This window comes from Photorhabdus cinerea, assembly GCF_011189575.1.
GTDB lineage: Bacteria > Pseudomonadota > Gammaproteobacteria > Enterobacterales > Enterobacteriaceae > Photorhabdus > Photorhabdus cinerea.
On record NZ_PUJW01000080.1, the window covers coordinates 1 to 3,027 of the forward strand.

The 3,027-nt window shown below is 59.8% G+C and carries 1 protein-coding gene; it reads right to left on the reverse strand.

Features of this window, described 5'->3' with window-relative positions; translation table 11 throughout:
* Positions 1–3,027: ImcF-related family protein (locus C5469_RS22515; protein ID WP_166310895.1), on the reverse strand; the 3,027-nt coding region annotated here is incomplete at both ends.

The following is a 3,027-nucleotide window of genomic DNA, read 5'->3' on the forward strand; positions in this document are numbered from 1 at the left end:
GTGTCATCACCGGGGGCCTCCACGAAGATCTCCTTCGGCAACGTAAATCCCCGCAGTTTCAGCAACGCCAGCGGTCCCCCGCCCACTTCCGTGCGTAAAATCCACGTCAGCGGCAAACCATCCGGGGCCACAAACGTTAACCGATAACGGCTCTCATCCAGCCTCTCCGCTTTCGCCCCCTCCAGCCAGCGGACCAGCCCCCAGTTCCCCTCATAATCCCCAAATAAACGTGACCCCGCATTCACACTGGTCCAGGTCAGCATTACCCCCGGTCTGTACGTCTCCCCCGGCCAGCGAAAACTCTGCCAGCTTTCCATCTGGTTAAAATAACGCAGTTTCTGACCGTCTATCGTCAGGTCAGTTTCCACCACATCCCGTACCGCCCTCGCCCGCAGCTCAAACCGCAACCCCTGACTGCCCTCCGCAAACAACACATCCGATAACTGACTCAGCTGATTCACCGCCTTCAGAAAAGCCGGATTAACAGGCAATCCCTGACTGTTCACACTGTCCGGCACCCAGCGGTTGCCCTCTTTATGCAATATCCCGCCTAACTGACGATTTAGAAACTGCTCTATCCGCCCGGAATCCGACCGGATAAACTGCCCCAGCATCGGTAACGAGACGTCACTCTCCCCGCCCGCAAACGGATAACGACCGGCAAAGGCACTATTCCAGTTGTCCACTATCGCCCTCTGCCACTGGGTATTCAGATCCGCCGCCGCCGGTTTCAGCACCCCCTGCCACGCCTGCGTTAACGGCTGCACGAACAGCGTCTGACCCAGGCCCTGCCATTGTCCCCCCAGACTGGCCGCTATCAGACGCCCATAGCCCTGTGTCTCCGTCAAATCCGTGCTTTTCCCTGCAAACACCGCCCGGGCCTGCGCATTCGCCATGGCCGGCGGGTCATCACTGCGGGTCATCTGTTGCAGTTTCAGCCGCACTTCCGTGACCCGGGTCAGGAAGGTGTGTAAATTCAGGCGGCTATCCGCCTTCACACCCCCTGACCCCTGATTTTCGCCCATCAACGCCAGCAGCGGACCAAAAGTCTCGTTCATCGGTCCACCGCTTTCCGCGGACGGCGCTATCATCGGCCCGGTTTTGTTGTTTAGCCGCGTGTTGACCGATTTCACCAGCCGGTCGGATAAAGCCGGCCCCCGCTGACCCGTTTGTCCCTGATACGCCACCGTGTTCATGAGCGCTATCAGCGGGGACTGACGGGTATCCGCCATCAGGGTTAACTGGTCTGTCACCTCAGCCATATTATCGGCTTTATTCCAGCGCAGACTGTTCAGGAATGTCTGCCACGCCCCGGCAAAATCCGTCAAGTAACGTTCGGTCAGCCGGGCTTTTAACTCCGCCGGTGACACCGCCGCCGAGACAGCCTGCCGGGTATCACTCAACACCCAGTCAATCGCTTCGCGCCGGGAGGCCACCGCCTTATCAATCGCCGGCTGTATCTGCCCCTCCCATGCCTGACGGGTAAACATCCCCGGCACCACTTTATCTGTCGTCAACAACCGTTCCGCTTCCGTGTCGCCGGTCATCTGCTGTAACGTGACATCCGCATAATCCTTCGCCACCGATTGCAGCATCTGCTGGTAGAGCGTCGCATCCGCATTACGCCGGCCCAGCTGGGTCAGCAGTTTCTGACGCACCTGCCTGACCAGCTCAGTATCCGGGGTTATCCGCCAGTCCAGATGCGCCGACAAATTTTGCGCGTAAAAATCCCATAAATCGGACGCGGCACTCAGCCAGACACCCGGCGCAATGCCGGCCCGGGCGGGTTCATTGTCACTGAGTACCCGGGTTAAAAATACCGCCTCCGCTTTCTCCGGACGCGCCATCATCAGATAAGCTTTCAACAGGTCATGACCGGCGGCCAACCGACCGGCCCATAACGGACTGTTCGGCGGTAAATTCACCAGTGCACGCAGTTTTGCCTGCAACACCGCGGCGGCTTTATCCCGTATCAGACGGTTATTCATCACGGTGTAATCCGGCATCACCCTCGTCAGCAGCGTCTCATTCTGATTCAGACCAAAACGCTGATACCAGGGTGCCCCGTGCTCCACCCGGGATTGCAACCGGCCCATGTCATTACGCAGGGTTTTTAACGCCATCAGTTCACCCTCAGACCCGACCGGGTGCGTTTTCAGGTCAGTCACCGCCGCCTGTACCCCCCTTATCTGGTCACGGTTGGTGAAAAACGACAGCACACTGCCCGCGCCCCACAGCAACGCCAGCGCCATCAGAGCGTGATAAACCTGCCGTTTCTGGACCCATCCCAGCCGCCTGCCGGGCGCCCGCCGGCTGTCACAGAGTACCCCCTGCCACACCGGGTCTGGCAGCCAGCTTTGGGGCGCACCGTCTTGATTGACCCTGACCGGTAAACTGAACATCAGCCCGCGCAACACCACCACATCCGCATATTCCTTCAACACCGGGGTCAGCACATCACGCCAGTGAGTAATCCCCTTGTTTTCCAGCGTCGATGACAGGCGATACAAAAAATCATGGGCGTTCTTTGCCAGCAGTTGCTGCATGCCCTGCCGGCGCATCGGGTCAATCAGCCGCTGTAATTGTTCTGCCACCCCTTCCGGCGTACAGCGTTCAGGGAAAAAGCAGCCCACCGGCTGAGTGATGCGGTCTTCCTGCGACCAGATGCTGTGACACACCTGCCACAGATAAACCGGCGCCTGCCAGCGCAACTGTTGGGCCTGTTTCTGTAACATCCGCAGGGCGTTATCCATCAGAACCGGCTGAGCACTCTGGGCCTCGGTCATCGCCCAGACCACCCCATTCAGGGGCCGGAAACGCCGTAACCGACGCAGGGCCGCCAGCTGGGCGGCATCCGGTTCCGCCTGCAAGCTGCCGCCGTACACCAGCAGAGTCCAATGGCCCTCCAGCCAGTGCCCGGCAGTCAGGCCCGGTGCAATGGCCTCCACCTGCTCGACTTCCCCCATCACCAGTAAGATACGCACCCTGAACCCCCAGAGCCGGCCATAACGACGGTGCAGGCGGGCG